Raw genomic sequence first — 24,403 nt, 5'->3', positions numbered from 1 at the left:
TGATGTGAGGCAATGCATCCGCAAGGTATCCGCGCCTTTAAGCGTTCAGTCCCCGGTTATGCCCGGCTGTCAGTACGCGGACAGTCGGGTCATCCTGCGAGAGGCGGCGAAGCTATGCTGAACCTGTAGGTTTTGCGCATTTTGCGGGAGGTCAATCATGGACGGTTTTCTGGTGATTTTTTTTACCCAACAGAGTCGCCGTCATGAGGGCAGGATGCTTGGCGAGTGGATAGTCGATCAGGCCAAGGAACTGGGTTTGCGCGGCGCGACAATGACCACTGGCATCGAGGGCTTTGGGCATTCCGGACAGTTGCACTCTTCGCATCTTTTCGAACTGGCCGATCAGCCCATTGAAGTCCGCCTGGCCCTCACGGAAGACGAGCTGACATGCCTGTTTCAGCGTTTGGATGCCGAAGATATTTCCCTGTTTTACATCAAGACGCCGATTGAATTGGGCACCTTGGGCCAAAAAGCCAGCCAGCCCTGAAATGAAAAAAGGCGACCCGGAGGTCGCCTTTTTATTCAGCCAGCGTTGATCAGAATTCGTGATCAGCGTTGTCCGGGTTCAGGTCGCTGATGCCCAGTTTTCCAGCCGCGGCTTCGATCGAACCGGTCTGCTTGACCAGGGAAGCGATCGCGTCGCGGATGATCTGGTTGCCAGCGGTGTTGCCGGCGGCGATCAGTTGGTCGTAGTGCTCACCCTTGTTGGCGTGATCGACGATGACCTGCAACTTGGCTTCGGTCGCCGCCAGGTCGGTTTTCAGCGCAGTATCGGCAGCCGGGTCAGCCTTGGCCACCAGGGACGACAGGCTGGCGCCGGTCATTTTGGTACCGTCGACACGGGTGTATTCGCCCAGGTACACGTTGCGAATGCCTTTGGCATCGTAGAAGTGCGAGTTGTGGGTGTTGTCGCTGAAGCAATCCTGTTCGTCTTCCGGGGAGTTGGCTTCCAGGGAAACTTTCATGCGCTCGCCCGCCAGTTCGCCCAGGGACAGGCTGCCCATGCCGAACAGCATTTTGCGCAGGCCGGATTCAGCTGGCTCGGCTTCGAGGGTGGCGCGGTAGTTGTCGGCCACGTTCGGTTTCCAGTTACCGACCATCTCTTCCAGGTCGCTGACCAACAGTTGGGTCACGGACTTCAGGTAAGCGCGACGACGATCGTTGTGACCGCCGGTTGCGCCTTTGCCTTCCAGGTAGTCGGAAGCTGGACGGTTGCCGGCGCCAGGGCCGGTGCCGTTCAGGTCCTGGCCCCAGAGCAGGAATTCGATGGCGTGGTAGCCGGTGGCGACGTTGGCCTCGGAACCTCCCAGCTCGTTCAGGCTGGCGAGTTTTGCGGGGGTGATGTCTTTCACTTCGACCTTGTCTTCGCCGACCTGAACTTCAGTGTTGGCGATGATGTTGGCCGTGGCGCCCGGGTTACCCAGTGCGTGCTCGTAGGATTTGTCGACGTAGTCGATCAGGCCTTCGTCCAGTGGCCAGGCGTTCACCTGACCTTCCCAGTCGTCGATGATGGTGTTGCCGAAACGGAACGCTTCGCTCTGCAGGTAAGGAACGCGCGCAGCAATCCAGGCAGCCTTGGCGGCTTTCAGGGTGTCGGCGTTTGGTTTGGCAAGGAAGGCATCGATGGCGGTTTGCAGGGTCTTCGCGGTGGATTCGGCATCGCTGTAAACGGCGAAGACCATGTCGGCATAATGCGCGACAACGGCTTTGGCGGCGGCTTCGTCGACTTTACTGGCAGCGGCAGGTGCAGCCGCAGGGGCCGTGGTGCTGGCGGCCGGAGTCGGTGCTTGCGCAGCGACAGCTTTGTCTTTGCCTTCGCCACAACCGGCGAGGGAAATAGCGATGGCCAACAGACTGGCGGTAGCCAGAGGCATACGAATCATGGCGAACATCCTGCTTCGAGAGGGGTGGAATGGCGCAGCAAGCGCGCAAAGCTGCGACATAATGCAAATCTTTCGCATTATCTGTAAAGGGTTGTACCTGGAAATATTTCTTATTCACGGAGACCCGTGAGGTAGATCAAAAGATCGCAGCCTCGTTTCACTCGACAGCTCCTACAGAGTGAAACGAGGCTGCGATCTTTTGATTTTTTACAAAATAGCCGCGTTGCTGCGTTGGGCCTGTTTCAGATATGCGCTCAATTCCCGCGCCGGCAGCGGCTTGCTGTAGAGATAGCCCTGACCTTCGTGACAGCCCTCGGAGATGATGTAGGCCTCTTGCTCGGCGGTTTCCACGCCTTCGGCAATCACCTGCATGCCCAGGCTCTTGCCCAGCTGGATGATGGCCCGAACGATGGTCGCATCGTCGTCGTCATCGAGCAGGTCTTGAACGAAGCTCTTGTCGATCTTGATCTTGTCCAGCGGCAGGCTTTTCAGATAACTCAGTGACGAGTAACCGGTGCCGAAGTCGTCGATCGCGATCAGCGCGCCGGAGCGGCGCAGGCTCAGCAGGTGCTGGGCGGCCGTGCTGATGTCTTCCATCAGACCGGTTTCGGTGACTTCCAGCTCCAGGCTGCGCGGTGGCAGGCGATACATCTGCAGCAAATTGTTGACCACCCGTGGCAACTCGGCGTGGTGCAGCTGCACAGTGGACAGATTCACCGCCATGCGCAGGTCGACGAAACCCTGGTCATGCCAGTCGCGCAATTGCTTGCACGCCTGATCCAGCACCCATTCGCCGATGGCGATGATGGTGCCGTTCTGCTCGGCCAGGGGGATGAACAAGTCCGGCGGAACCAGCCCGTGCTCGGGATGCTGCCAGCGAATCAGCGCCTCGACACCCACTACCCGGTGATCGCGATAGCTGATCTGCGGTTGGTAGACGAGGTAGAGCTGATCGCGGGCCAGGGCGTCGCGCAGGTCTTTTTCCAGCTCGCGACGGCGGCGCATCTCGGTGTCGACGCTGGCGATATAGAACTGATAACGGTTGCGCGAGCGAGTCTTGGCCAGGGTCATGGTCTGCTCGGCTTTTTGCAGGAGTTTCTCGGTGCTGTCACCGTCCTCGGGGAACAGGGTGATGCCGATGGTGGCGCGCAGGCGAATCTCCTGATGATCGAGGGCAAATGCCGCTTCCAGGTCATCGAGAATGCTTTGGGCCAGTTCGGCCGCTTCGTAGGGTTGTTCGATGTCGGCCTGAACCAGGGCGAACTGGTCGCCGCCGAGGCGGGCGAGGGCGCCAAGGCGTCCGCTGTGAGCTCGCAGGCGATCGGCCAGGGCCAGCAGCAGTTGGTCGCCGGTCTGGTAGCTGAATTGTTCGTTGATGCCCTTGAAGTCGTCGAGGCCGACCACCAATACCGCGACCCGACGTTGCAACTTGCCAGCGTCGACCAGGATTTTGTCCAGTTGTTGCTGTAATTGCTGGCGGTTCGGCAGGCCGGTGAGGAAGTCGTACTGCGCCATGCGTAGCAGGCTGTTTTCCGCTTCGTGGCGCAAATGGGTGTTGCGCTCGATGGACTCGAGCAACTGGTTGGCGGTGTTGATCCAGATCCCCAGTTCGTTCTTTTCATGCCCCTTGAGCAGCGGGATCTTGTGTGCGCTGGGGCGATCCGGATTGATTTCCGTGAGGTGTTCGATGATCCGCGACAGCGGCTTGGTCAGCAGCCAGTGATAGACCAGGTACAGCACCAGCCCCATGGCCATCGCACGCAACACGCCGGAGATGAAGATGATCACCGAACTGACGATGAAACCCTGGCCGTAGGTGGCGGTGTCGAGGGTGATGCTCAAGTCGCCGTAATACTCGCTGTAAGGGCCGCGACCCACCAGCTGGGTGGTGAAGGTGCGTTCCTTGCCGAGGATCAGGTCGGTCAGCCAGCGACTGTCGGAATGCTGCAGCTCGCGAGACTTTTGCGCGAGCATGGCTTCGCTGGGATGGCCAATGGAGGCCTTGCGCACAGCGTCGTCCTGAAACAGGCCTTCGATCACCTGCATACCCATTTCCCGGTCCAGGCTGTAGACGGCCTGGGTCGAGGGGTCGCGGAACATGTCGAGGATGCGTTGGGCATCGCTGGCCACGGCCTGGCGTGTTTTATAGGCATCAAAAACGATCTGTGCGCAGCTCAAGACCACGCCGACGATCAATGCCGACAGGAGCACGACCCGAAGCAACTTCACCGACAAGCTGTTCTTGAGTTCCAGCTTCAAAGAGTCATTCCTTGTTCCGTGCGGGTAGCGTCAAGTTGCCGTGAGTATTGGCAATCCGGTGATGGCAGTCAAAGGGACAATCGATCACATGGGGTTTTGCCTGTAGCTTGGCTGAAATGCTGTTGTCTGGAGTATTTGTACTGGTTGTACTGTGTCGGTTGTTGGGTCCTTCAACTTGAGGGGGATTTGGACATATTTTCCGTTTGATTGATGTTAGACGGCTGTGGCGGTGGGGCAAGGGGCTGAAGGCTGGTTTCATCTTGGGAAATCGCCCTGGTTTTGCGGATACACCCGGTGTACATATCCATTTCTGCGGTAACGGCCACTTGGGGTTTCGCCCTTACGGCGACTCACTTTTTTTACAAACGCCTAAAAAAAGTAAGCAAAAAAACGCTCGCCCCAAGCGTCCGGCCCCTCGCCTGGGCTCGGCGTTCCTTCGCTTCGGTATCCATCCGGGGACACTGCCCTCCGGTCTGCTTCGCGACGACCTACATGCAGCGTGTTCGACTGCGTCGAACGGCGCTGCGCGCCACTCCCCGGATGAACACCTCCACTCAGCCTCCCGAAGGGGCGGGTGGATCAAGGTCAAGAGCTGCAGGCGAGCTAACGCTCGGCCTGATGAGTGGTGAGGAGCGAAAGGCGTACGCCGCCCCCCTGTGGGAGCGAGCCTGCTCGCGATGACGGCTGCATGGGCAACGGATGCGTCCGTTTAAATAGCGGTAAAAAAACCAGACCTTTCCCACGAGGTTTTCAGGTTGCCCGTAGGAAGCGGGTTCAATAACCTTTTGGGTGTCGCTGAAAACTCAGCGATCGGGTGTGAGAACCCGGCAAGTCATAGTCATCCAGCGCCAGTATCCGCATAATTGCCGCCAGCTTATCTGCTGCATATGCGTTATGGCGGCTGTGTGCGGGCAGACTTCGGTCTGGCCGGGTGTCTATGACCGGTTTCTCACCTCGCACATAGCTGCCACCTCTTCGTCGCGTGAGAAACGGCGAGGGAATGGCACCCAACGTCATAGGCATTCCCTTGGATAAATTAATCCCCGATCCCCCCTTCAACAGCTCCAAACCCTACAACCCCAGCCCCATGTTCCTGATCTCCCCGGACATGAACACCGAAACCCTCCTGGCCCACGCCTGTGAGTCATTGGCCTCGGCAAGTGTTCTGGCCAGCGATTTCGCCACCTACCTGAGCGGCTCCCAGCGCAGTACGGCGTTGGCCATTGCGCAGATAGTCATGCTGGCGGACTTAGCCGTTAATCGGGCGCTGGATATCGTCGACCCGCAGGAATAGGCGTTCAGTCAGTTCTACCGCGTCATCGTTCTTCGCGAGCAGGCTCGCTCCCACAGGTACAGTGGTGTCCTTGTGGGAGCGAGCCTGCTCGCGAAGGCGGCCTGACAGGCAACACATTTCCAGCGCCCATAAAAAAACCCGACCTAAGCCGGGTTTTTTTGACTGGCGTCGATCTTAAGCGGTGAAGGTTTTGCCTTCGAACTGCTCAGCCACGAATTTCCAGTTGACCAGGTTCCAGAACGCTTCGACGTATTTTGGACGAAGGTTGCGGTAGTCGATGTAGTAAGCGTGTTCCCAGACGTCGCAGGTCAGCAGCGGGGTGTCGCCGTTGGTCAGCGGGTTGCCGGCGCCGATGGTGCTGGCCAGGGCCAGGGAACCGTCAGCCTTTTTCACCAGCCAGCCCCAACCGGAACCGAAGGTGCCGATGGAAGTCTTGCTGAACTCTTCCTTGAACTTGTCGAACGAACCGAAGGCTGCATTGATTGCCTCAGCCAGTGCGCCGGTTGGTTGACCGCCGGCGTTTGGCGCCAGGCAGTTCCAGTAGAAAGTGTGGTTCCAGACCTGAGCGGCGTTGTTGAAGATACCGCCCGAGGAAGATTTGACGATTTCTTCCAGAGTCTTGCCTTCGAACTCGGTGCCTGGCACCAGGTTGTTCAGGTTCACGACATAGGTGTTGTGGTGCTTGTCGTGGTGGTATTCCAGAGTTTCCTTGGAAATGTGCGGCTGCAGGGCATCGTGTGCGTAAGGCAGCGGCGGCAATTCGAAAGCCATGATGATTCTCCTAATCAGGTCAGTTGCGGTGAGCGCAAGGCCGATCACGGGCGGCCAGACAAGCGCCGGGGAGTTTGTACTCTTTGCGGCGCATCGGACCGGATCATAGCACCGGGGGGGCGGCATAACCACGCAACAACTGTGTGGGATAGAGGTTCCAGAGCCTTTTGGAATAATCAGCCGGCGGCGATCAATTGAAAGGCCACGGCAAACATCATCACCGCCACCAACAGATCGAGAATCCGCCAAGTGCTCGGCCGGGCCAGCCATGGTGCCAACCATGCGGCGCCCAACGCCAAAGTGAAAAACCACAGCAAAGAAGCACTGGCCGCACCCACCACATACGCACCGGGCTCGGTTTGTTGGGCACCGAGAGAGCCGATCAGCAACACGGTATCCAGATAAACATGCGGGTTGAGCAACGTCACCGCCAAAGCACTGAGCATCACCGCGCGCAGCGAGCGCACCGTTTGGTTTTCGCCCTGTTGCAGGCTCTGTTTCGAGCAGGCCCGACGCAACGCCAGGCTGCCATACCAAATCAGAAACGCCGAGCCACCCCAACGGGCGACTGCCAGCAACGTCGGGTTCTGCGCCAGCACCGTCGCCAGGCCGAATACCCCGGCGGCCACCAGCAAGGCATCGCAGATCACGCACAGTGCCGCCACGGGCAGGTGATGTTCGCGCCGAAGGCTCTGAGCCAACACAAACGCATTCTGAGTGCCGATCGCCATGATCAGCCCCGCGGCCACCAACAGGCCGTTCACATAGCTTTGCCACATAAGATGTTTACTCCGCGTTGGCCGCCAGATCCCGCAGCACGTGCAGGGCGCGTTCGGCATCGGCCTGGCCGACGAATAAATGGTCGTGGTAATAGCCAGCGATCACGTTGCAACTGATGCCGGCCTGGCCCAATGCCGTGGCGAACGCGGCGGTCAGGCCGACGGCTTCGAGGGCCGAATGCACGTTCAAGGTGATCCAGGCCGCGACGTAATCGAAACTGAAACCAGCCTTCTCAGCGTGGGAACGTTCCAGAATCACCGTCAGACCTTCCTGCTCGCGAAAGCTGCCGACAATCTCAAGGCCTGCCGGCAACTTGCCGTCGCGCAGGGTGCAGAACACGTATTCGCCGACGTTGAGTTGCGGGCTCATGCTACGCAGCAAGGTTGCCAATGAAGTTTCGCCAGCCATGTCGATGATCCTTATTCAAGAGTTCTTGCTGGCCATTCTCCGGTGTCAGGCTGTATAAGAAAAACCAATCATGCTGATCGCTCATTAGGAAAACTGATGTTCGACTATAAATTGCTTTCTGCCCTGGCCGCGGTGGTCGAGCAGGCCGGGTTCGAACGAGCTGCGCAGGTGCTCGGCTTGTCGCAATCGGCGATCTCCCAGCGCATCAAATTGCTCGAGGCGCGGGTCGGCCAACCGGTGCTGGTGCGGGTGACACCGCCAGCCCCGACCGAAATCGGCCGACGGCTGCTCAACCATGTGCAGCAGGTGCGTTTACTTGAACGGGACTTGCAAACCTTGGTGCCGGCACTCGACGAAGAAGGTCTGCCGGAACGCCTGCGCATCGCCTTGAACGCCGACAGTCTGGCCACGTGGTGGGCCGCAGCCGTCAGTGATTTCTGCGCCGAGCAACACCTGCTGCTGGATCTGGTCGTCGAAGACCAGACGGTGGGCCTCAAACGCATGCGCGCTGGCGAAGTGGCCGCGTGCATCTGCGCCAGCGAGCGACCGGTGGCCGGCGCGCGCAGCGTTTTGCTGGGGGCCATGCGCTACCGTGCGTTGGCCAGCCCGGCATTTATTGCCCGGCATTTCCCTGAAGGGGTGCGCGCCGATCAATTGTCGAAAACGCCAGCGCTGGTATTTGGCCCGGACGATTTCCTACAGCATCGCTACCTCGCATCCCTCGGCGTCGATGGCGGATTCGAACACCATCTATGCCCCTCGTCCGAAGGCTTCATCCGTCTCACGGAAGCGGGACTCGGTTGGGGCCTGGTGCCTGAACTGCAGGTGCGCGAGCAACTGGAACGCGGTGTATTGGTAGAGCTTTTGCCCGATAAGCCGATCGATGTGCCGCTGTACTGGCATCATTGGCGCAATGGCGGTCAGTTGCTGGGGTTACTCACCGATCAGTTGGTGCGTTCGTCGAAGCAATGGCTGGTGCCGTTGGACTGACGGCCAGCGTCAAGACCTCACGCCTTACGCAATATGCAAAACGCAAAACGAAATATTCGGAGCAATTCATGAAGATTCTGGTTACCGGCGCAAGCGGCTTCATCGGCGGGCGCTTTGCGCGTTTTGCCCTGGAGCAGGGCCTGGACGTGCGGGTCAACGGTCGCCGGGCCGAAAGTGTGGAGCATCTGGTGCGCCGTGGCGCCGAGTTCATCCCGGGTGACTTGAGCGACCCGGAACTGGCACGCGATCTGTGCTCAGACGTCGAAGCCGTGGTGCATTGCGCCGGTGCGGTCGGTTTGTGGGGGCGTTATCAGGACTTCCATCAAGGCAACGTGCAGGTCACGGAAAACGTGGTCGAGGCCTGTCTGAAACAGCGGGTTCGCCGACTGGTGCACTTGTCGTCGCCGTCCATCTACTTCGATGGCCGCGATCACCTGGGGCTGACCGAAGAACAGGTGCCCAAGCGCTTCAAGCATCCCTACGCCGCGACCAAATACCTGGCCGAGCAAAAAGTTTTCGGCGCTCAGGAGTTCGGCCTCGAAACCCTGGCCCTGCGCCCGCGTTTCGTGACGGGGGCTGGCGACATGAGCATCTTTCCGCGGCTGCTGAAAATGCAGCGTAAAGGACGGCTCGCGATCATCGGCAATGGCCTGAACAAGGTTGATTTCACCAGCGTGCAAAACCTCAATGAAGCGTTGCTCAGCAGTTTGCTGGCCAGTGGTTCGGCGTTGGGCAAGGCCTACAACATCAGCAACGGCACGCCGGTGCCGTTGTGGGACGTGGTCAACTACGTGATGCGCAAGATGGATGTCCCACAGGTTACCCGCTACCGTTCCTACGGTTTGGCCTACACCGTGGCGGCGCTCAACGAGGGAGTGTGCAAGGTGTGGCCGGGTCGTCCTGAGCCGACCCTGTCGCGTTTGGGCATGCAGGTGATGAACAAAAATTTCACCCTGGACATCAGCCGCGCCCGGCATTATCTGGACTACGATCCCAAAGTCAGTCTCTGGACCGCCCTCGATGAATTCTGCGGCTGGTGGAAGGCCCAGGACATTCGCTGACGCATGGGTTAGCGCCGCCACACTGAACCGAGTTCGGGGTTGAGGGTCAATCGATGCGGCAGTGGGGGTTATACTGCGCCGCATCAAGCCATCACCGCGTTCCACAAAGGTTGACTCAATGTCCATGCGTAACGATGCCAACGACGACTTCGACGATGTCCCGAGCCTGCGTGCCGACAGCCTCGACGACGATGATTTTCCGACCACCGCTCGCACCTCCGTGCATTCGCGGACTACGCCAGTCGTCAAAGTCAAAAGTCCGAGCACCGGCCCGCTGTGGGCGCTGGTCGGCGCCTTGTTCTTTGCGTTTGCAGGCCTTGCCTGGTGGAGCTTCCAGCAGCTCTCGCTGATGGAACAGCAATTGGTGGCGACCCAGGAAAGTTTCGCGCGTATCAGTGAGGATGCGGCGGGGCGCTTGCAGGACATTTCCGGCAAGGTTGTCGCCAGTCAGACCAACGTCAGCAGCGACAGCGAAGCCTTGAAGCTGCAAATCAAACAGCTGGAAAGCAAGCTCCAGGATCAAAGCAAACAGCAGCAAGGCGTCCTCGGCCAGACCACCGATCTGGATAAGCGCCTGGCGCAGATGACTGCCCAAACCACTGATCTGGATAAGCGCTTGGCGCAGATGACCGCTCAGACCACTGAGCAACAGACCGCCACCATTCAATTGCAGGCTCAGGTCAAAGTCTTGAACAGCGATGTAGCCGTGCTGAAAAGCAACCCGGCGGACACAGAAAAATTCGACGCGCAACTTAAAAGCCTTGGCTCCGACATCGTTGCCCTGAAGAAACAAGGCAACCCGAGCGCCGCCATCGAGCGTCTGGAGCAGGAAGTCATTATTCTCAAAAGCCAACAGGACAATCGCCCGGCCGCGACGCCAGGCGGGACCAATACCGCCGAATTCGATGCCTTCCGTAGCCAGGTCACCCGCACCATCAACTCCCTTCAGGCGCAGATTCAGAATCTGCAGCAGCAGCTGCGCGCAAGGCCGTAAGAATCGGCCAGCTACATCTGAGCCCCTGTAGCAGCTGGCGCAGCCTGCGTTCGGCTGCGAAGCAGTCGTGATCCAGACACTGCGGTTCGTCCGATAAAACGCGGTGACTGATTTCACGACTGCTGCGCAGCCGAACGCAGGCTTCGCCAGCTGCTACCGGGGATCATCTTCTGTGCTTTCCTGAATATTCATACATATCCCCAAGCCGTCTACGCTCTTGAAACACCAACAAGAACGAGGGATGCGCAATGGAGTTTTTGCATAGGTTGGCCTTGCTGGGCGTGATGCTTTTGCTGTGTCTTGGCCAGGTTCAAGCCGCCGGCACGGAAAAGGATGACAGCCAGGCTGCCAAAGCCTTGCTGGAAAAAGCCCTGGCGTACTACCACGACAATGGCGACAAGGCCTTCGCTGCTTTCAGCCGTCAGGGGGAGTTTGTCGACAAGGATCGTTACGTGTTCGTGGTCGACACCCAAGGCGTGATGCTTGCCAGTGGCGGGCCGTCTTCGGCGTTGATTGGCCGTGATGTGTCCGATGTGCTCGGGCCGGATTTGCAGAAAGCCTTCAAAGACGCCTTGAAAGTGCCGGAGGGCAATGGCATCCAGCAGGCCGAATACCGCTGGCAGAACTGGTCCGACGGCAAGGTCGAACGCAAGCATGTGTTCTACCAGCGCATCGGTCAGCGGATCCTCGCGGTCGGTTACTACTTGCCACGGGCCTCAGCGGAACAGGCGATGGCGTTGCTGAACAAAGCGGCGGCCGATCTGGCCAAGGACGAGAAGGGTACGCTCACCGCCATCAACTCCCTCAAGGGCGGTTACTTGCAGGATGACCTGTACGTCTTCGTCGTCGACCTGAATAACCAGCGTTATGTCGCCCATGGCACCAACCTGCGGTTGATCAATACCGATTTCAGCAAGATCAAGGATCCGGAAGGCAAGCCGGTTGGGGAGCCGATCCTGGCGCTGATGGCCAAGCAGGACTACGGCGAATACGAGTACCGCTGGAAAAACCCGGTGACCGGCAAGGTCGAGGACAAGCATGCCTACCTGAAAAAGGTCGGGCATTTTCTGGTGGCTGTCGGGTATTACAGCCCTTGAAGATCAAAAGATCGCAGCCTGCGGCAGCTCCTACAAGGGTGTACGCATTCCACTGTAGGAGCTGCCGCAGGCTGCGATCTTTTGCTTTTAGCGAACCTTGTCCTCGCGCCCCCGCAACACCATGTTCGGCATGGCAACCGCCGCCGCCAGCCCCAGCAGCGACACCGCCGCGCTGACCATCAGCAAATGTTGAAAGGTCAGCAGCAGTTCAGCGCGCAAGGCGTTCTGCGCATCCCCCGGCGCGGCGTTCAAACCATCGAGCAAGACATTCCCCGAACTGCCCTCGGCAATCATCGAAGAGCCGGCCAGGTGGGCAAAACTTGAGTCCTGCAACAACGCCAGCAGCAGTGCCGACATCAAGGCCACACCCACCGCACCGCCCAGTGAGCGGAACAGATTGGTGGTGCTGGTGGCGACACCGATGTCCCGTTGTGCCACCGCGTTCTGCGTTCCGACCAGGGACGTCGGGAACTGCATGCCGCTAGCGATCCCGCTGAGCAACATGAACAGACTACTGAGCACAAATGCCTGGGGAGGACTGAACGCCATACCGAGAATCGAGAGGGGCATGATGAGGGCCCCGGTCAGAATCATGGGTTTGTAGCGCCCGGTCACCGAGGTTCGGCGGCCGGCGACATACGCCCCGATCGGCAAACCTATCGCCAGCGGCAACAGGTGCAGCGCGGCGCTGTCGGCCCCAGCGCCGGTCACGCTCTGGAAGCGCAGCGGCATCAACACAATCAGCGAGATCGCCTGGAAACTGGTGAAGAAAATCGTGCACCAGCACAGGATCGCATTGCGATTGGCGAACAAATGCATCGGCAGCAGCGGCTCCCGCGCCCGGCGTTCATGCCAGACGAACAGCGCCAGTACCAACACCGCACAACCGAGCAGGCCCAGCACTTCGGCACTGCGCCACGAATGGCCCTGACCGACCTGGGTGATGCCCAGCAACAAGGCGGTCAAGCCGATGATCATCAACAATGTGCCGAGGTAATCGATGATCGGTTTGCGTTGCGGCACTGGCAAACCCACCAACGTTCGATTGGCCACCAGCCAGGCACCGAGGCCCAACGGCAGGTTGATCAGAAATACCCAGCGCCATGACAGGTACTCGGTCATGTAACCGCCGAGTACCGGGCCGGCCACGCTGGCCACTGCGTACATGCTGCTGAAATAGCCTTGATAGCGGCCACGTTCCCGGGGCGGCACGATGTCGCCAATGATCGCCTGGCTGACCGAAATCATCCCGCCAGCACCGATGCCTTGAAGAATCCGCGCCAGCACCAATTGCTCCATGCTCTGGGCCATGCCGCAGAAAAACGAAGCGACCGTGAACATTCCCATGCCAAACAGCATCAACGTGCGGCGACCGTACAGATCGCCCAATTTGCCGTAGATCGGCACGGCCACCGTCATTGCCACCATGTAGCCGGAAATCACCCAGGCCAGCAGGCTGACGTCCTTGAATTGTGCGGAAATGGCCGGCATCGACACGGCGACGATGGTCTGGTCCAGCGCGCCCAGAAAGATCGCCAGCATCAGGGCGATCAACACGCTGCGAATGGCCGGTTTGGGCGTTTCAGGCTGGTTGAGATTGGTCACGGGTTAGAACCTGCGGACAGTGATTAACCCGCAAGGAGCAAGGCGAGCGGGGATGCTCGCCAGTGTAAGTCGATAGCAGGCTATTCGATAGCCTCGTATGGAAGGCCGACGTAATTTTCTGCAATGGTTTTCCGACCGGCTTCGGAGTCGACGAAGTACCCCAGTTCCGACTCGGCAATCCGCTGGCTGAAGGCGTCGTTATCGTCAAAGCGGTGCAGCATCGAGGTCATCCACCAGGAAAATCGTTCGGCTTTCCACACCCGACGCAGGCAGACCTCGGAGTATTTCTCCAGCAAATCCACACGGCCTTCCCGGTAAACCTTCAGCAGAATGTTGAACAGCGTACTGACATCGCTGGCCGCCAGGTTCAGGCCCTTGGCGCCGGTGGGCGGGACGATGTGCGCGGCGTCGCCGACCAAAAACATCCGCCCGTACTGCATCGGTTCGACGACAAAACTGCGTAACGGCGCGATGCTTTTTTCGATGGAAGGTCCAGTGACCAACGACGCTGCCAACGCACAAGGCAGACGGGATTTGAGTTCATCCCAGAAGCGCTGATCAGACCAGTTCTCGACGTGCTCGTCGGCCGGCACCTGGAGGTAATAGCGAGTGCGGGTGGCCGAACGCATGCTGCACAGGGCAAAACCGCGCTCATGCCGGGCGTAAACCAGCTCTTCGTGCACTGGCGGGGTATCGGCAAGAATCCCCAGCCAGCCAAACGGATAGACCCGCTCGAACACGTTCAGGCACTCGGCAGGAATCGACTGCCGGGCCACGCCATGGAAACCGTCGCACCCGGCGATGTAGTCGCAATCGAGTCGATACAGCTCGCCGTCCTTCTCAAAAGTCACGAACGGCTCTTCGGTTTTCATCCCGTGAGGAACGACGTTGCCTGCCTCGTAAATCGTCTGCGCCCCGGCCTCCCGACGAGCGGCCATCAGGTCGCGGGTGACCTCGGTCTGACCGTAGATCATCACCGTTTTGCCACCGGTGAGGGCGTGCAGATCGATGTGGACCTGACGTCCGTCGAGGGCCAGTTCGAAGCCTGTGTGGACCAGCCCTTCGGCGTCCATGCGCTGTCCCACCCCGGCCTGGCGCAACAGCTCTACCATGCCTTGTTCGAGGACGCCGGCACGGATTCGTCCGAGCACATAGTCCGGGGTCTGGCGTTCGAGAATGAGGGTGTCGATGCCGGCGTTGTGCAGCAATTGGCCGAGCAATAAACCGGACGGACCGGCGCCGATGATGGCGATTTGGGTTTTCAGCATTTTCATTGTTTTTATGACTCGCAAGCTTCACGCGACCAGGGCCGGTGAATAATTTTTATGGATCGAGTGCTTGCATTTTTCTCTCGTGAGTCTGTCAATTGAAGGGGAGAACTGAGCCGATACCTGTACATTCTGCCAATCGGTGCGATTATCGCCCGCCTACCCCCGAGGCCTGGATTGAAGTGATGAACAAGCCTGACCTACCTTCGATTCCAGTGTTCAAGCTCTACGGTGAAAGCCTGGATTGGCCGACCCCGGACTTGCTGCACTGTGAAACCATTTCCAAACGCAGCCGCGAACACCAATGGGAAATCAAACCCCACCGCCACGCCGATTTGTGCCAGCTGCTCTTCGTATTCAAAGGTCAGGCAGAGCTTGAAATCGAAGGCAAACGCACGCAATTGACTGAGCCGGCGATCCTGATCCTGCCGCCGTTATCGGTGCATGGCTATCGGTTTTCCGAGGACGTCGAAGGGTTTGTCGTGACCCTTGCCGCGCCGCTGGTTGCTCATCTTCAGGCGCAACTGGGCAACTCGGTGAACGCTCTGGCCCAGGCCGAAAGTTATCCGGCGGGCAAGGAAGGCGAATACCTCAACAGCCTGTTTTCAGCGCTGCAAGACGAATACACCGGGCACCAGCCGGCTCGCGAAATGCTCATGCATTCGTTGGTCAGCGTGATCATGGTGTGGGTCAGCCGCCAGGTGATTTCCCGCCGCAACGCCAGCCAGCGTCCGCAGCGAGCCCGGGAATACCTCAACGGTTTTATCCAACTGGTGGAAGAGACCTATCGCCAGCACGTCAAGGTCGAGGACCTGGCCCATCGGCTGGGGATTTCCGTGTCCCACCTCAACGGCACCTGCCGTGAGCTGGCGGGACAACCGGCGTTGCAGATCATGCACGAGCGTCAATTGCTGGAGGCCAAGCGCTTGCTGACCTACACCAGCATGACCATTTATGAGATGTCCGACGTGTTGGGGTTCTCTGATCCGACCAACTTCACGCGCCTGTTCCGGCGTCGAGTGGGGATCTCGCCCAAGGCATTTCGCGACCGCTTGAAGGCCGATCAGGACAACGAGGCCTGATCCCCTTCGTTACTTGAGGGCGTTGAGGGTCGCGTTGTGGGGAATGCAGCGTTCGAAGTTGCAGCTCGCGTATTCACGGGGCAGTTGTCGCAACTGCTCGACCCGCCAGGCCGCGGTGCCATACAGCGCGAGCGTGGCCGCGCAGGTGATGAAAATCGCGAGGTATCTTCTTGTTTTGATGTTCATGGCGTTGACCTCTGAACGAATACCCTTCGGTACTACTTTCAGCATAGGTCAGTGCCAGTGAGTTGCCAGCGATGGCGCTTTTGCATCTACCCCGATATTCAGAACACTGATGAACCCTTGTGGGAGCGGGCTTGCTCGCGAAGAGGTCGTTACATTCAAGAATGATGTTGGCTGACCCACCGCTTTCGCGAGCAAGTCGAATCGTCGCACCGCCGCTCCCACATTTTGATTGGTTTACAGGCCGATATCCCACGCCGGATCTTCCGGGAATCTGAGCACCAGAAAATCCAGCATGCTGCGCAACGCCGCCGGCATGTGTTTGCGTGAGGCATACACCGCGTAAACGTTCATTTGCCGGGGTTCAGCGTGGGGCAGCAGGCGGATCAATTCGCCGCTATGGATATGCACGCCGGCCTGATAACTGGGGAGCATCGCCACCCCTGCACCGGCCATCGCCGCGCGCAACAACGTGCTGGCTTCGTTGGCGCTGATGTTGCCCTGCACCGGCACTGACACCTGCTCACCGTCCTCCTCGAAATGCCAGAGGCTTTTGCCGAAGTAGGAGTGGGTCAGGCAATTGTGCTGGCTCAGATCCTCGACCCGCCGCGGTGTCGGGTGTTCGAGCAGATAAGCGGGGGAGGCGCAGATCACCGAGCGGCAGACCGTCAGCCGTCGCGCGATCAGGTTCGGGTCCAGGTCGTTGCTGGTGCGGATCGCCAGATCGATGCGCTCATCCACCAGGTTCACCGTGCGGTCGAGCATCTGCATGTCGATGCTGACGCCGGGATAACGTTTGACGTAAGCGGCCATGGCATCCGCCAGTTGTGCCTGACCGAACGAAGTGCTGACGCTGATCCGCAACACGCCGCGCGGTGCCTCGTCCGGTTCGCTGACGGCGGCCTGCATGTCCGTGGACAGGTCGAGCATCTGCCGACAACGAGGCAGGATTTCACTGCCGGCGGCGGTCAGGCTCAGCTTGCGCGTGGTGCGGTGCATCAGGCGTGCGCCGACCCAATCCTCCAATTCCGCCAGATAGCGCGAAACCACGGGCCGTGACAGGTCCAGGTGATCGGCGGCGGCTGATTGGCTGCCGAGGTCAACCACCGTGACGAACACCCGCATTGCTTGTAGACGATCCATCATTTGCTCACTTTCAGAAACAAACTATGTCCCAGCATCGCATTTTTTGTACTGAGTCATGCAACTAAGCTCTGTCCCCTGTAGGAGCTGACGAGTGAAACGAGGCTGCGATCTTTTGATCTTGTCTTTACCAGATCGCAGCCTCGTTTCACTCGACAGCTCCTACAGAACCATCGCCACGCACGGCAATTTGACAACGGAGCAACAGATGATCGGCTTCACCTCGCTTAAACGTATTTTGCTGGCCACCGCCACCCTCGGTTTCGCCGCCCACGCGGCGGCTGCCTCGACCCTGACCCTGGACGTCTACAACCCGGGCGACAAGGCGATTTTCCCGGTGACCTCGGTGCTGGTCAGCGGCGAGAAAGACGCGATTTTGGTGGATGCGCAATTTGGCAAATCCCAGGCCGAGCAAGTGGTCGAGAAGATCCGCGCCAGCGGCAAGCAACTGACCACCATCTACATCAGCCACGGTGACCCGGATTACTACTTCGGCCTCGACACCCTGACTGCCGCATTCCCCAACGCCAAAGTGCTCGCCTCGCAGCCGACCGTGGACCACATCCAGAAAACCGTCGACGGCAAACTGGCGTTCTGGGGGCCGAAAATGGGCGCCGACGTACCGGCCAAAACCATCGTGCCGGATGTACTCAAAGGCGACAGCCTGATGCTCGAAGGACAGAAGTTGCAGGTGGTGGGGATTGAGGGCAAGCAGCCGGATCGCACCTTTGTCTGGATTCCGTCGATCAAGGCGGTGGTCGGTGGCGTCGTCGTCGCGGAAAACATCCATGTGTGGATGGCAGACACCCAGACGCCGCAGTCCCACGCCGATTGGTTGACTACGCTGCATGCTATCGAAACCTTGAAGCCAAAAACCATCGTGCCGGGTCATTACCTCGGTGAGAGCGCCCGCTCCCTGGCCGCCGTGCAGTTCACCGCCGATTACATCAAGGCCTTCGACGAAGAAACCGCCAAGGCCAAAGACTCCGCTGCGCTGATCGCGGCGATGAAAAAACGCTACCCAAAGCTGGGTGAAGAAAGCTCCCTGGAACTGAGCGCCAAAGTCGCCAAGGGCGAGATGAAGTGGTAACCCGCCGTAGCTGATCGTTCCCACGCTCTGCGTGGGAATGCAGCCCGGGACGCTCCGCGTCCCATTCAAAAGCCGAACGCGGAGCGTCCGTTGAGGCATTCCCACGCAGAGCGTGGGAACGATCAATTCGCATCAGATTCAACTACGCCAACTGGAGAACGTCATGAGCAAAATCGCAATCATTGGAGCTACCGGTCGCGCCGGTAGCCAGCTGTTGGAAGAAGCCTTGCGCCGGGGTCACAGCGTTACGGCGATCGCCCGCGACACCTCGAAGATCGGCCAACGTGCCGGTGTGATGAGTAAAAATTTGGATGCGCTCGACGCTGAAACCTTGCAAGCGGCAGTCGCGGGCCATGACGTGGTGATCAGCGCTGCGCACTTCGCGACCCTTCCTGCCAGCGCGGTGATCGGACCGGTGAAACAGGCCGGCGTGAATCGTCTGCTGGTGGTGGGCGGTGCCGGTTCGCTGTTGCTGCCGGACGGAACCCGCGTCATCGACAGCGAGGGTTTTCCGCAGGCGTACAAGGCTGAGGCCAGTGCCGGTGCGCTGTTTCTGGAAAACCTGCGGCAGGAAAAACAGCTGGACTGGACCTTTGTGTCGCCGTCGGCAGAGTTTGTCGAAGGTGAGCGCACAGGCACGTTTCGGATCGGCAAGGATGATTTGCTGGTGAGTAGCGAAGGGCGGAGCTGGATTACTTTTTCCGATTATGCGATTGCGATGATCGATGAAGTGGAAGTGCCGAAGCATTCTCGGCAGAGGTTCACAGTCGGATACTGATCCTCGTAACACCACAAACCTGTAGCAGCTGGCGAAGCCTGCGTTCGGCTGCGCAGCAGTCGTAATCCAGCTGGCGCGGTGTATCTGGCGGAACGTGCAAGCAGGGTTTACGACTGCTGCGCAGCCGAACGCAGGCTGCGCCAGCTGCTACAGGGGCGGCGCAAGGGAACGATCATTAGCGCACCTGCGCCTGCTCCACCAACCACCCCATCAATTCACGCAACTTCGGCGAAGGTCCTGGTTTATCGGGGAAAACCAGGTAATACGCCAACCCGGTCTTCACCTTCAATTCAAACGGCATGACCAGCCGCCCGGCACTCAAATCATCGCCAATCAACGACCAATCCCCGATCGCCACGCCTGTCCCTTGGGACGCCATCGACATCGCCAGGTCCAGCGTTTCGAAATGCTGACCCTTGCCGACATTGCTCAAGCGAATATCCGCGGTGGCCAGCCAGGCCTTCCAGTCTCGTTCATCCCGTGTCGGGTGCAGCAGCATGTGCTGCTCCAGATCTTCCGGCGTCAGCAGCGGCACCGGACCTTCGAGCAACGGCTTGGAACAGACCGGCGTCAGTTGTTCGTCAAACAGCCGATGGGACGCCAGTGAGGTGTCCGGTGGCACGCCATACACCACCGCTGCATCGAACTGCTCGCGATGAAAATCCACACCGTGCTTGACCGTGGTGGTCAATTCCACCGGCACATCCGGGCGCTCCCGTTGCCACTGCAACAGCCGTGGCAACAGCCAGCGCATGACACACGTCGGGGCCTTGAGCTGCAGGGTTTCGCGCTTCTCGCCGATCTGTTCCACCGCCTCGTCGATCAGACCGAAAATCTGCTGGACCCGTGGCAGCCATTCCCGTCCTTCAGCGGTCAGGCCCAAGCCTCGAGCCTGGCGAATGAACAGTTCATAACCCAGATGTTCTTCCAGCCCGGCGATCTGCCGACTCACCGCACCTTGGGTGATGTACAGCTGTTCAGCAGCACGGGTGAAGTTGCAGCACTGCGCGGTAATCAGAAAAGTGTGCAGCGCCGGCAGGGGAGGCAATCGTTTCATTGGGATCCAAGGTATGACGTGAGGACATGGCTAGTATGACTTTTTATCCATTGTTGCGGCTACGTGTCGCCCGTTCCAATGAGGCCATCCCTGGACCTGCCCGCTCATCATAAACACTGCGCAGGTCCGGCGTCTCAAACGAACAAAAAGGGCAAAGACATGGCGACGTGCGGCGAAGTATTGGTCAAGTTACTCGAAGATTATGGGGTTGAGCAGGTGTTCGGCATTCCCGGGGTTCACACCGTGGAGCTGTATCGCGGGCTGGCCCGTTCGAGCATCAACCACGTCACTCCGCGTCACGAACAGGGCGCCGGTTTCATGGCCGACGGTTACGCTCGCACCAGCGGCAAACCGGGTGTGTGCTTCATCATCACCGGCCCTGGCATGACCAACATCACCACCGCCATGGGCCAGGCCTACGCCGATTCGATCCCGATGCTGGTGATCTCCAGCGTGCAATCGCGCAGCCAGTTGGGCGGCGGTCGCGGCAAGCTGCACGAGCTGCCAAACCAGAGCGCATTGGTCGGTGGCGTCGCGGCGTTCTCCCACACCTTGATGTCGGCGGCTGAATTGCCGGGCGTCCTGGCTCGCGCTTTTGCACTGTTCCAGGCTGGCCGTCCGCGTCCTGTGCATATCGAAATTCCGTTGGACGTGTTGGTAGAAGAGGCCGATGACCTGCTCGCCAGCGTACCCGTGAACATCGACCGCGCCGGTGCCTCGCCGAGCGCAATCAGCCGCATGACCGCGTTGCTGGCCGGTGCCAAGCGCCCACTGATTCTCGCCGGTGGCGGCGCCATCGATGCGGCCGCCGAGCTGACTGAACTGGCCGAGCTGCTGGACGCTCCAGTGGCCCTGACCATCAACGCCAAAGGCATGCTCGAATCCAATCACCCGTTGCTGATCGGCTCGACCCAGAGCCTGGTCGCGACCCGCGCCCTGGTGGCCGAGGCTGACGTAGTGCTGGCCATCGGCACCGAACTGGCGGAGACCGATTACGACGTCACCTTCGCCGGCGGTTTCGAGATTCCTGGCGTGCTGCTGCGTGTGGACATTGATCCCGACCAGACCGTGCGCAACTACCCGCCGAAAGTCGCGTTGGTAGCCGACTCACGCAACGCCGCCCAAGCCTTGCTGAGCGAACTGTCCCACCACTCGCTGGCCGAGCGCCGCAACGATTGGGGCCAGGTCCGTGCCGCACGCTTGCGCGACGAACTGGCCGCCACCTGGGACGCTCCGACCCTGGCCCAGACCCGTTTCCTGGAAACCGTTCTGCACGAATTGCCAGAGGCCGTTTTCGTCGGCGATTCGACCCAACCGGTATACACCGGCAACCTGACGTTTAACCCGGAACGTCCACGTCGCTGGTTCAACTCGTCCACCGGTTACGGCACCCTCGGTTACGCCTTGCCGGCAGCGATTGGCGCCTGGCTCGGCGGCAGCATCGAAAATGGTACCCGGCCGCCAGTGGTGTGCCTGATCGGCGACGGCGGCCTGCAATTTACCCTGCCGGAACTGGCCAGCGCCGTTGAAGCGCGCACTCCGGTGATCGTCCTGCTGTGGAATAACCAGGGCTACGAAGAGATCAAGAAATACATGGTCAACCGCGACATCGAGCCGGTTGGCGTAGACATCTACACCCCGGACTTCATCGGCGTGGCCAAGGCGCTGGGTTGTGCAGCCGAAGCCGTCTGCGGTGTCGAGCAACTGCGCAGCGCACTGCGCGCCGCCACCGATCGCCAGGGTCCGACCCTGATTGAAATCGATCAGACTGTTTGGATGAAGGCGGTGTCGAAATGACTTTCCGCATGACTTTCCCAACGGCACTGGATGGCCTGTTCATCGATGGCCAATGGTCCGCTGGCAACGAACACCTGCGCGTGATCAACCCGGCGACCGAAGCCCTGTTGACCACCGTGAACGGCGGCGATGAACGCGCGGTCGAGCAAGCCGTTACTGCCGCAACCAACGCCTTCGCCGACTGGTCGAAAACCACCGGCGCCGAGCGCGGTGCAATCCTGCGCAAAGTTGCTGCGGGCGTGCAGGCCAGTCGCGAACGGTTGATGCATTTGCAGTCGAGCAACAACGGCAAGCCGCTGTTTGAAGCCGCCATCGACGTCGACGACGTGATCGCCACCTTCGAGTACTACGCAGGTCTGGCCGAAGGCCTCGATGCCAAGCAAGACAGTAATGTTGAGCTGCCAACCGACGATTTCAGCGCTCGTGTGCGCCGCGAACCCTGCGGTGTGGTCGGCCTGATCGTGCCGTGGAATTTCCCGATGGTCACCACCGCCTGGAAACTCGCCCCGGCCCTGGCCGCCGGTTGCTGTGTGGTACTCAAACCGTCCGAAGTGACACCGCTCCCGGAACTGGAACTGGCGACGATCATCGCCGAGGCCGGTCTGCCCAAAGGCGTGTTCAACCTGGTCTGCGGTACTGGCCTGGCGGTCGGCGCGCCGTTGTCCGCTGATCCGCGCATCGCCAAAATTTCCTTCACCGGCAGCAACGCCGTCGGTGTTCAAGTCATGCAACGTGCCGCAGAAACCGTGAAGGGCGTGAGCCTGGAGCTGGGTGGCAAATCCTCGCTGCTGGTGCTCAAAGACGCAGACATCGAACTGGCCGTGGAAGTGGCCTGTGGCGGTGGATTCTTCAACGCAGGGCAGATGTGCTCGGCCACCAGCCGTGTGCTGGTCGCCGATGAACTGGCGGACGAATTCCTCATCCGTTTGAAGGCCCGCGCCGAAGCCATTCGCGTGGCTGATCCGTTCGACCCGAATGTGGAAATGGGCGCGCTGGTCAATCAGGCTCAATACCAGCGTGTGCTCGGTCACATCGATCGCGGTTTGAGTGCCGGCGCCAAACTGGTTTGCGGCGGCAATCGTCCGGCAGACCTGCCACGCGGTTATTTTTTGCAGCCGACGATTTTCACCGAAGTGCCCCTCGGCAGTGCGCTGTGGTGTGAAGAGATATTCGGCCCGGTGATCTGCGTACGCAGTTTTGCCACCGAAAGCGAGGCGATTACCCTGGCCAATGACAGCCAGTTCGGCTTGGTGGCCAGCGTGGTCACCCGCGACGCCGAAGCGGCAGATCGGGTCGCCAACGCCTTGCAGGCGGGGCTTGTGTGGATCAACGCACCGCAAGTGATCTTCCCGCAGACCGCCTGGGGTGGCTACAAACAGAGCAGCATCGGCCGCGAATTGGGGCCGTGGGGTTTGCAGGCTTTCCAGGAAATCAAACACGTGATTCGAGCGGTCTGACGGCCCGAAAAGGGTCAGCGCATGCCTCGTCATGAGGCATGCGTTGGCGTCATGGCTTCAATGAGTTTTTATCGATAGTCAGGTGTTTTGCACGACCTCAGGATGAACCCGTCGGCTCAGCGCAAGTCCTTTGAAACCGGGGACTTTAAGCCGATCTGACCGCGCGGATGCAACGGTTGCGACCAACCTCATACTTAAAAAAACAAAGGGAGTCCTTCATGGGCGAGCATGATTTAAACAGACGTCAATTCATCAAAACCGTGGGCGTGGCGTCCGTAGCCGCGGCGGCCATGAGTTTGCCCTTCGTCCGGGCCAATGCCAGTGACACACGCTTCCAGGGCAAAACCCTGCGCCTGCTGACCTGGTCCGACGACACCGGCCTGGCCGCACTGCGCAACATCGCGGCCACCTTCGAAGACAAGTACGGCTGCAAGGTCATCGCTGACCGCACCGGCAGTACCTCGGAAATGGTCGCCAAACTCAAGGCCGGCGGTGATCGTCCGCAGTACGACATCATCACCCTGGCAGGCGTCGGCGCCGAAGGTCTGGCCGCGGCCAACCTGCTGGAAAAACCCGACCTCAACCGCATTCCCAACCTGGTCGACGTACCGGAGAAATACCGCACCGGCGCCAATGGCCACGGCATCGGTTACCTGCTCTGGTGCAACAGCCTGGTTTACAGCACCCGCACCATCAAGGAAGCGCCGGACAGTTACGCCGCCCTGTGGGACGCCGAGCTGTCGCCGAACATCTTTCTGCCGCCGCCGAACTGGACCGAAGCGATGGACCTGATCATCATCGCCGCCAAACTGGCCGGTGGTGACGAACACAACATCGAGCCTGGCTTCAAGAAACTCGCCGAGCTGAAAGATCGCGTAGTGACCCTGGGTGAAAACCCGAACCAGATCGCCGAACTGTTCCGTACCGGTTCTCTGGACATGGGCGGGCTGTACGCGCCAGCGTTCTTCCCGAAACAGATCCGCGATCCGGCTTACGGTCTGGGCGCCACCTTCGGGATGAAGGAAGGTTTCTACACCGACCTGATGCTCTCGGTGATGCCGAAGAATCGTCCGGGCGATACCGGCCTGGCCTACGCCTTCATCAACCACTCTCTGGACCCGCTGGTGCAGGGCAAGATGGCTGAGGACATCTACAACGGTCCGGTCAACGCCAAGGCGATCATCTCCGCCGAAGCGCGCAAGAGCCCGTACATCCTCACGCCTGATCAGATTGCCGAGAAGGCGATCATGCACGACAACGCCTTCCTGGCCACCGTGCATGACCAATGGATTCGTCGTTACACGGAAATCTTTTCTTCCTGATCTGAATGGCGGGGAGGTTCTTCGAACCTCATCGCGGCACAGGTGTGACGGCTGACCGGATCTCCCTGTAGGAGCTGCCGAAGG

22 protein-coding genes are annotated in these 24,403 nt (G+C 59.7%); 12 read left to right on the top strand and 10 right to left on the bottom strand.

Annotation, left to right across the window (positions count from 1 at the left end):
* Positions 1 to 157 precede the first annotated feature (157 nt).
* On the top strand, positions 158 to 487 hold the full coding sequence (locus EAH74_RS05850) for a DUF190 domain-containing protein (protein ID WP_123369312.1): 330 nt from the start codon (positions 158 to 160) through the stop codon (positions 485 to 487).
* Between the two features lie 49 nt (positions 488 to 536).
* Here the strand turns inward: EAH74_RS05850 and EAH74_RS05845 are convergent, their stop codons facing one another.
* Positions 537 to 1,883: an imelysin family protein gene (locus tag EAH74_RS05845; RefSeq protein WP_140676963.1), complete on the bottom strand. Its 1,347-nt coding sequence runs from the start codon at positions 1,881 to 1,883 to the stop codon at positions 537 to 539.
* 207 nt (positions 1,884 to 2,090) lie between these two features.
* Entirely contained in the window at positions 2,091 to 4,142 is a 2,052-nt protein-coding gene (locus EAH74_RS05840) for a putative bifunctional diguanylate cyclase/phosphodiesterase (RefSeq protein WP_140676961.1), read from the bottom strand.
* Positions 4,143 to 5,169: 1,027 nt separating this feature from the next.
* Between EAH74_RS05840 and EAH74_RS05835 the strand changes: the two genes are divergently transcribed.
* Complete coding sequence (locus tag EAH74_RS05835; protein ID WP_140676958.1) at positions 5,170 to 5,436, top strand: DUF6124 family protein; 267 nt, start codon at positions 5,170 to 5,172, stop codon at positions 5,434 to 5,436.
* A 174-nt stretch (positions 5,437 to 5,610) separates the two neighbouring features.
* Here the strand turns inward: EAH74_RS05835 and EAH74_RS05830 are convergent, their stop codons facing one another.
* The 3 genes from EAH74_RS05830 to EAH74_RS05820 all read right to left on the bottom strand — a co-directional run bounded on the left by EAH74_RS05830 (position 5,611) and on the right by EAH74_RS05820 (position 7,395).
* Positions 5,611 to 6,207, bottom strand: a complete 597-nt coding sequence (locus EAH74_RS05830; protein WP_008156084.1) for a superoxide dismutase — start codon at positions 6,205 to 6,207, stop codon at positions 5,611 to 5,613.
* A 176-nt stretch (positions 6,208 to 6,383) separates the two neighbouring features.
* Entirely contained in the window at positions 6,384 to 6,986 is a 603-nt protein-coding gene (locus EAH74_RS05825) for a LysE/ArgO family amino acid transporter (RefSeq protein WP_140676956.1), read from the bottom strand.
* 7 nt (positions 6,987 to 6,993) lie between these two features.
* Complete coding sequence (locus EAH74_RS05820; protein ID WP_033057513.1) at positions 6,994 to 7,395, bottom strand: ACT domain-containing protein; 402 nt, start codon at positions 7,393 to 7,395, stop codon at positions 6,994 to 6,996.
* 96 nt (positions 7,396 to 7,491) lie between these two features.
* Here EAH74_RS05820 and EAH74_RS05815 point away from each other — a divergent pair, with 96 nt between their 5' ends.
* The 4 genes from EAH74_RS05815 to EAH74_RS05800 all read left to right on the top strand — a co-directional run bounded on the left by EAH74_RS05815 (position 7,492) and on the right by EAH74_RS05800 (position 11,537).
* A complete protein-coding gene (locus EAH74_RS05815) occupies positions 7,492 to 8,385 on the top strand; it encodes a LysR family transcriptional regulator ArgP (RefSeq protein ID WP_140676954.1) in 894 nt (297 codons plus the stop codon).
* A 68-nt stretch (positions 8,386 to 8,453) separates the two neighbouring features.
* Positions 8,454 to 9,446 (top strand): NAD-dependent epimerase/dehydratase family protein, encoded by a 993-nt coding sequence (locus tag EAH74_RS05810; RefSeq protein ID WP_140676952.1) that lies wholly within the window; start codon positions 8,454 to 8,456, stop codon positions 9,444 to 9,446.
* A gap of 118 nt (positions 9,447 to 9,564) precedes the next feature.
* Positions 9,565 to 10,440 (top strand): ATPase, encoded by an 876-nt coding sequence (locus EAH74_RS05805; protein WP_140676950.1) that lies wholly within the window; start codon positions 9,565 to 9,567, stop codon positions 10,438 to 10,440.
* Positions 10,441 to 10,688: 248 nt separating this feature from the next.
* Complete coding sequence (locus tag EAH74_RS05800; RefSeq protein ID WP_140676948.1) at positions 10,689 to 11,537, top strand: cache domain-containing protein; 849 nt, start codon at positions 10,689 to 10,691, stop codon at positions 11,535 to 11,537.
* 87 nt (positions 11,538 to 11,624) lie between these two features.
* Here the strand turns inward: EAH74_RS05800 and EAH74_RS05795 are convergent, their stop codons facing one another.
* Positions 11,625 to 13,142, bottom strand: a complete 1,518-nt coding sequence (locus EAH74_RS05795) for an MDR family MFS transporter (protein WP_140676946.1) — start codon at positions 13,140 to 13,142, stop codon at positions 11,625 to 11,627.
* 80 nt (positions 13,143 to 13,222) lie between these two features.
* Positions 13,223 to 14,407 (bottom strand): 4-hydroxybenzoate 3-monooxygenase, encoded by a 1,185-nt coding sequence (gene pobA, locus EAH74_RS05790; RefSeq protein ID WP_185049435.1) that lies wholly within the window; start codon positions 14,405 to 14,407, stop codon positions 13,223 to 13,225.
* Between the two features lie 188 nt (positions 14,408 to 14,595).
* On the opposite strand from pobA, the gene EAH74_RS05785 reads away from it, so the two are divergent.
* Positions 14,596 to 15,492 (top strand): helix-turn-helix domain-containing protein, encoded by an 897-nt coding sequence (locus EAH74_RS05785; RefSeq protein ID WP_140676944.1) that lies wholly within the window; start codon positions 14,596 to 14,598, stop codon positions 15,490 to 15,492.
* A gap of 9 nt (positions 15,493 to 15,501) precedes the next feature.
* Here the strand turns inward: EAH74_RS05785 and EAH74_RS33050 are convergent, their stop codons facing one another.
* Positions 15,502 to 15,678 carry a hypothetical protein gene (locus EAH74_RS33050; RefSeq protein WP_170206612.1) on the bottom strand — a complete coding sequence of 59 codons (177 nt, stop codon included), beginning with the start codon at positions 15,676 to 15,678 and terminating at the stop codon, positions 15,502 to 15,504.
* A gap of 234 nt (positions 15,679 to 15,912) precedes the next feature.
* A complete protein-coding gene (locus EAH74_RS05775) occupies positions 15,913 to 16,818 on the bottom strand; it encodes a LysR family transcriptional regulator (protein ID WP_140676942.1) in 906 nt (301 codons plus the stop codon).
* Between the two features lie 208 nt (positions 16,819 to 17,026).
* Here EAH74_RS05775 and EAH74_RS05770 point away from each other — a divergent pair, with 208 nt between their 5' ends.
* Positions 17,027 to 17,908, top strand: coding sequence for an MBL fold metallo-hydrolase (locus EAH74_RS05770; protein WP_140676940.1), 882 nt, complete (start codon positions 17,027 to 17,029; stop codon positions 17,906 to 17,908).
* 163 nt (positions 17,909 to 18,071) lie between these two features.
* Entirely contained in the window at positions 18,072 to 18,686 is a 615-nt protein-coding gene (locus EAH74_RS05765) for an NAD(P)-dependent oxidoreductase (RefSeq protein ID WP_140676938.1), read from the top strand.
* Positions 18,687 to 18,861: 175 nt separating this feature from the next.
* Here the strand turns inward: EAH74_RS05765 and EAH74_RS05760 are convergent, their stop codons facing one another.
* Positions 18,862 to 19,743 (bottom strand): LysR substrate-binding domain-containing protein, encoded by an 882-nt coding sequence (locus tag EAH74_RS05760; protein WP_140676936.1) that lies wholly within the window; start codon positions 19,741 to 19,743, stop codon positions 18,862 to 18,864.
* A 159-nt stretch (positions 19,744 to 19,902) separates the two neighbouring features.
* Here EAH74_RS05760 and EAH74_RS05755 point away from each other — a divergent pair, with 159 nt between their 5' ends.
* The 3 genes from EAH74_RS05755 (at position 19,903) to EAH74_RS05745 (ending at position 24,319) form a co-directional block, all read left to right on the top strand.
* Positions 19,903 to 21,540, top strand: coding sequence for a 5-guanidino-2-oxopentanoate decarboxylase (locus tag EAH74_RS05755; protein WP_140676934.1), 1,638 nt, complete (start codon positions 19,903 to 19,905; stop codon positions 21,538 to 21,540).
* 8 nt (positions 21,541 to 21,548) lie between these two features.
* Entirely contained in the window at positions 21,549 to 22,997 is a 1,449-nt protein-coding gene (locus EAH74_RS05750; protein ID WP_140676932.1) for an aldehyde dehydrogenase family protein, read from the top strand.
* A 218-nt stretch (positions 22,998 to 23,215) separates the two neighbouring features.
* Entirely contained in the window at positions 23,216 to 24,319 is a 1,104-nt protein-coding gene (locus EAH74_RS05745) for an extracellular solute-binding protein (protein WP_140676930.1), read from the top strand.
* Positions 24,320 to 24,403 lie beyond the last annotated feature (84 nt).

Source organism: Pseudomonas mandelii (assembly GCF_006438925.1).
Taxonomy (GTDB): Bacteria; Pseudomonadota; Gammaproteobacteria; order Pseudomonadales; family Pseudomonadaceae; genus Aquipseudomonas; species Aquipseudomonas mandelii_C.
The sequence above is the reverse complement of the archived record's forward strand: the minus strand, read 5'-3'. Positions and strand labels throughout refer to the sequence as shown.

Excerpts from the sequence above, each read along its gene's own strand:
- EAH74_RS05850 (WP_123369312.1), top strand. The coding sequence starts at position 158 with ATGGACGGTTTTCTGGTGATTTTTTTTACCCAACAGAGTCGCCGTCAT.
- EAH74_RS05845 (WP_140676963.1), bottom strand. The coding sequence starts at position 1,883 with ATGATTCGTATGCCTCTGGCTACCGCCAGTCTGTTGGCCATCGCTATT.
- EAH74_RS05830 (WP_008156084.1), bottom strand. The coding sequence starts at position 6,207 with ATGGCTTTCGAATTGCCGCCGCTGCCTTACGCACACGATGCCCTGCAG.
- EAH74_RS05825 (WP_140676956.1), bottom strand. The coding sequence starts at position 6,986 with ATGTGGCAAAGCTATGTGAACGGCCTGTTGGTGGCCGCGGGGCTGATC.
- EAH74_RS05820 (WP_033057513.1), bottom strand. The coding sequence starts at position 7,395 with ATGGCTGGCGAAACTTCATTGGCAACCTTGCTGCGTAGCATGAGCCCG.
- EAH74_RS05815 (WP_140676954.1), top strand. The coding sequence starts at position 7,492 with ATGTTCGACTATAAATTGCTTTCTGCCCTGGCCGCGGTGGTCGAGCAG.
- EAH74_RS05810 (WP_140676952.1), top strand. The coding sequence starts at position 8,454 with ATGAAGATTCTGGTTACCGGCGCAAGCGGCTTCATCGGCGGGCGCTTT.
- EAH74_RS05805 (WP_140676950.1), top strand. The coding sequence starts at position 9,565 with ATGTCCATGCGTAACGATGCCAACGACGACTTCGACGATGTCCCGAGC.
- EAH74_RS05800 (WP_140676948.1), top strand. The coding sequence starts at position 10,689 with ATGGAGTTTTTGCATAGGTTGGCCTTGCTGGGCGTGATGCTTTTGCTG.
- EAH74_RS05785 (WP_140676944.1), top strand. The coding sequence starts at position 14,596 with ATGAACAAGCCTGACCTACCTTCGATTCCAGTGTTCAAGCTCTACGGT.
- EAH74_RS33050 (WP_170206612.1), bottom strand. The coding sequence starts at position 15,678 with ATGAACATCAAAACAAGAAGATACCTCGCGATTTTCATCACCTGCGCG.
- EAH74_RS05775 (WP_140676942.1), bottom strand. The coding sequence starts at position 16,818 with ATGGATCGTCTACAAGCAATGCGGGTGTTCGTCACGGTGGTTGACCTC.
- EAH74_RS05770 (WP_140676940.1), top strand. The coding sequence starts at position 17,027 with ATGATCGGCTTCACCTCGCTTAAACGTATTTTGCTGGCCACCGCCACC.
- EAH74_RS05765 (WP_140676938.1), top strand. The coding sequence starts at position 18,072 with ATGAGCAAAATCGCAATCATTGGAGCTACCGGTCGCGCCGGTAGCCAG.
- EAH74_RS05760 (WP_140676936.1), bottom strand. The coding sequence starts at position 19,743 with ATGAAACGATTGCCTCCCCTGCCGGCGCTGCACACTTTTCTGATTACC.
- EAH74_RS05755 (WP_140676934.1), top strand. The coding sequence starts at position 19,903 with ATGGCGACGTGCGGCGAAGTATTGGTCAAGTTACTCGAAGATTATGGG.
- EAH74_RS05750 (WP_140676932.1), top strand. The coding sequence starts at position 21,549 with ATGACTTTCCCAACGGCACTGGATGGCCTGTTCATCGATGGCCAATGG.
- EAH74_RS05745 (WP_140676930.1), top strand. The coding sequence starts at position 23,216 with ATGGGCGAGCATGATTTAAACAGACGTCAATTCATCAAAACCGTGGGC.